The sequence below is a fragment of the Muriicola sp. genome, assembly GCF_049669965.1.
Lineage (GTDB): Bacteria > Bacteroidota > Bacteroidia > Flavobacteriales > Flavobacteriaceae > Muriicola.
The window spans coordinates 1-3,093 of sequence record NZ_JBATLB010000005.1 but is presented as its reverse complement, the minus strand read 5'-3'; the positions used below and the strand labels follow the sequence as shown (position 1 = coordinate 3,093).

The following is a 3,093-nucleotide window of genomic DNA, read 5'->3' as shown; positions in this document are numbered from 1 at the left end:
TTTCAACGGCCGGCTTTCAAATCAACAAAACCTAGACTTGGTCTACCTATAACAAGGGATATGGGGCCATATGACTTGAAAACCAAACTGCGTTTGTTTTTCAATACAGAAGTGGGTAACTTGGTTTGACGGGATAGCTTATACAGCCCATATCCCAGTCGTTGGTGGTCATTAAAAAAGAACGAATGAACAATAGATTAGAATTATCAAAACTGAAAATTGGAGAAAAAATCCCCGATTGGCAATTAGAACCAGTTTTTGAAAAATCTATGCCAAGTCTGAAAGACTTTGAATGGAAACCTCTGCTAATCTTGTTTTTCAGTTTAGGATGTCCGGGTTGCTTAGGAAGGGCAATCCCCTATGCCAATCGAATAGTATTTGAAAATGGCGATAAGATAAATGTGATAGGAATTCACACCAATTTTGAAGGGATTGATTTTACTATCCAACAATTTCTAAATGCTCAAAAAGAATTTCATATCCGCTTTCCGTTCTACAAAGATTTTAATTATGATACAACCTTTCTAAATTATGGAGCAGGCGGAACACCCCATTGGGTTTTAGTTGATAGGGAAGGCATAGTGGTTTATAGTATATTTGGCTCTGACCCTAATAACGCCTTGTTGAGACTTGATTATTTAATAAACGAATTAATACTTGATATATGAATTTAATAGACAATGTTTTAAAGCTCCTAAAGAGAAGAAAAGAAGAAGAGTTAAAAGAAGTTCCAGAGGGATTCTGTCCCAACTGTTGGGGACGGGAAGAATACGGAGGCCAGTTTTTTAAAGCTGTGAAAAAGGAAGGAATAGACATCAATTCTAGTAACCCGAACCGTGGGTGGATTCAGGATTATGTGGACAAGAACCTTTCAGAAATACGACTTCACCAAAAAGATGATATGTTGATTTGTAATAAGTGTAAAATAGCTTATAGGCCAACCTAATCGAAATGAATACTTTTTTAGGATTAGGAACCGCAGCTATCGGACGACCAGAGTATATTAATATTCGGCAGGAAAGTTCAGCCAAGCATTCATTGTCTGAATTTAAATCTAAAGGCATAGGACTTTTAATGTTTGCATACAAGCAAGGGATACATTATTTTGACACAGCCCCTGGATATGGTATGGCAGAGGAAATGCTAATAAATTGGTTATACAGTTTAAAACCCTCACCTGTCGATATTGCGACCAAGTGGGGTTATACCTACACGGCTAATTTTGATCCTAATGCAAAGGTACATGAAGTTAAAGAACACTCTATCGATAAATTAAATGAACAATGGGAGTTTTCAAAAGCACTATTGCCTCGTTTAAAATATTATCAAATACATTCTGCTTCTTTTGAATCAGGAGTTTTAAATAATGATAAAATTTTAAATAGGTTGAATGAATTAAAGGAAAAGCACAATTTAATCATAGGCTTAACAACAACTGGTACAAATCAATTAGGAGTTCTACAAAAAGCATTGGAAATAGAAAAAAACGGCAGCCAACTTTTTCAACTATTTCAAGTAACCTATAATATTTTCGATCAAAGTTTAAGGACTATAGCCGATAGTATTACCTCTAAACTTGTCATCAAAGAAGCATTAGCAAACGGAAGGGTTTTTCCTAATGAAGATTTCCCGAATTACACCGAAGCTTACCACATATTAAGTAAACTTTCACAAAAATATAAAGTTGGGATAGATGCGATTGCACTGAGGTTTTGTATGGATAGCATTCCTGTTTTTAAGGTGTTGAGTGGTGCTGCAACAATAGAACATCTAAAAAGTAATCTAAAAGCCAATGATTTTCGATTGAAACAAGAGGACATAGATTTATTAAACTCTTTAGCAGTAAACAGCAATACCTATTGGAATGAAAGAAAAAAATTAAATTGGAACTAAATGGCTAAGCATCAGAAATATGATTTACCTGTAATTACAGCAGAGCAGTTCAACTTATACCCTGAGAGATACGAATTAAGGAAAGGAAGCCATCCAGATGCTCCTGATTGCCCTTATGGTAATCGATTTGAATGGATAGGATTCGATAAAGAAACGAATAAATATGTGCGTGTTACCAAGTCTGTTTTCAAGAAACTTATCCACAATATGGATAATGATTTTGTTAGAACAAACAATGAATTTTTTGAGGAAATAAAAGAAATTGATAATGAATAAAAATTATGGAATAGAAGGACAACAAGCTCCAGAGTTAGCTAAATTTAAATGGCTAGATGCCAATGGAAAAGAAATAGTGGCATTTCAATTATCTGATTACTCAGGTAAGTTTGTGGTGTTTTACTGTTTTCAAAGTTGGTGTCCAGGTTGCCATAAAATTGGCTTCCCTTCTTTGCAAAAAATGGTCGCTACATTAAAAGAGAGCGAGGCTGTAAAGTTTTTTGCCATTCAAACGGTCTTCGAAGGAAAAAGCCAAAATACTTTTGAAAAACTGATTGAGACGCAGAAACAATACCAGCTGGAAATTCCGTTTGGACAAGATGAAGGCGATGAAAAGACCAACAATATTTCAAGTACAATGTATCACTATCGAACAGGTGGTACGCCTTGGTTTATTTTCATAGACCAAAAAGGAACGGTGGTATTCAATGATTTCCATTTAAATACAGAGGAAGCAATCAAATTTTTAAAGACAATTAAATAACAAAATATGCTAAACTGGTTAGATGTATTAAAATTTGCCAATAATGGCAATCCCGAACCCGATAGAAGGGTAGAAAAAAAAGAGGAAGAATGGAAAGCCATTCTTTCCCCTGAAGAATTTAGAGTAACAAGACAAAAAGGTACAGAACGAGCACACAGTTCAGAAATGTGTAATCTATTTGAACCCGGTCGTTATGCTTGTGTATGTTGTGAAACCGAACTTTTCGATAGTGAAGAAAAGTTTCAAAGCGGGACAGGTTGGCCTTCATTTACCCAACCCATAAAGGACAATGCTATTGCTTATCACAAGGACAAAGGTTTTGGAATGTACCGTATAGAAACGGTATGCAATACTTGTGATGCCCACCTCGGTCACGTTTTTCAGGATGGTCCGCCACCAAGCGGTCTTCGATATTGCATAAATGCAGTAGCACTTCAAAA

General features: G+C 35.6%; 6 protein-coding genes. All 6 read left to right on the top strand.

The window, feature by feature from the left end:
* The first annotated feature begins 185 nt into the window (after positions 1 to 185).
* Complete coding sequence (locus tag WBM49_RS00150) at positions 186 to 668, top strand: TlpA family protein disulfide reductase (protein ID WP_424370027.1); 483 nt, start codon at positions 186 to 188, stop codon at positions 666 to 668.
* Positions 665 to 946 carry a hypothetical protein gene (locus tag WBM49_RS00145; RefSeq protein ID WP_424370026.1) on the top strand — a complete coding sequence of 94 codons (282 nt, stop codon included), beginning with the start codon at positions 665 to 667 and terminating at the stop codon, positions 944 to 946. The genes WBM49_RS00150 and WBM49_RS00145 overlap by 4 nt, the downstream gene beginning before the upstream one ends.
* A gap of 5 nt (positions 947 to 951) precedes the next feature.
* Positions 952 to 1,893 (top strand): aldo/keto reductase, encoded by a 942-nt coding sequence (locus WBM49_RS00140; protein ID WP_424370025.1) that lies wholly within the window; start codon positions 952 to 954, stop codon positions 1,891 to 1,893.
* A complete protein-coding gene (locus tag WBM49_RS00135; protein WP_424370024.1) occupies positions 1,894 to 2,169 on the top strand; it encodes a hypothetical protein in 276 nt (91 codons plus the stop codon). It abuts the gene before it with no gap.
* Positions 2,162 to 2,653: a peroxiredoxin family protein gene (locus WBM49_RS00130; protein WP_424370023.1), complete on the top strand. Its 492-nt coding sequence runs from the start codon at positions 2,162 to 2,164 to the stop codon at positions 2,651 to 2,653. The genes WBM49_RS00135 and WBM49_RS00130 overlap by 8 nt, the downstream gene beginning before the upstream one ends.
* 6 nt (positions 2,654 to 2,659) lie before the next feature.
* The coding region (msrB, locus tag WBM49_RS00125; RefSeq protein ID WP_424370022.1) for a peptide-methionine (R)-S-oxide reductase MsrB at positions 2,660 to 3,093 on the top strand (434 nt) is incomplete at its 3' end.

What these genes read in the sequence shown, in the direction of transcription:
- WBM49_RS00135 (WP_424370024.1), top strand. Translation starts at nt 1,894, where the DNA reads ATGGCTAAGCATCAGAAATATGATTTACCTGTAATTACAGCAGAGCAG.
- WBM49_RS00140 (WP_424370025.1), top strand. Translation starts at nt 952, where the DNA reads ATGAATACTTTTTTAGGATTAGGAACCGCAGCTATCGGACGACCAGAG.
- WBM49_RS00150 (WP_424370027.1), top strand. Translation starts at nt 186, where the DNA reads ATGAACAATAGATTAGAATTATCAAAACTGAAAATTGGAGAAAAAATC.
- WBM49_RS00145 (WP_424370026.1), top strand. Translation starts at nt 665, where the DNA reads ATGAATTTAATAGACAATGTTTTAAAGCTCCTAAAGAGAAGAAAAGAA.
- WBM49_RS00130 (WP_424370023.1), top strand. Translation starts at nt 2,162, where the DNA reads ATGAATAAAAATTATGGAATAGAAGGACAACAAGCTCCAGAGTTAGCT.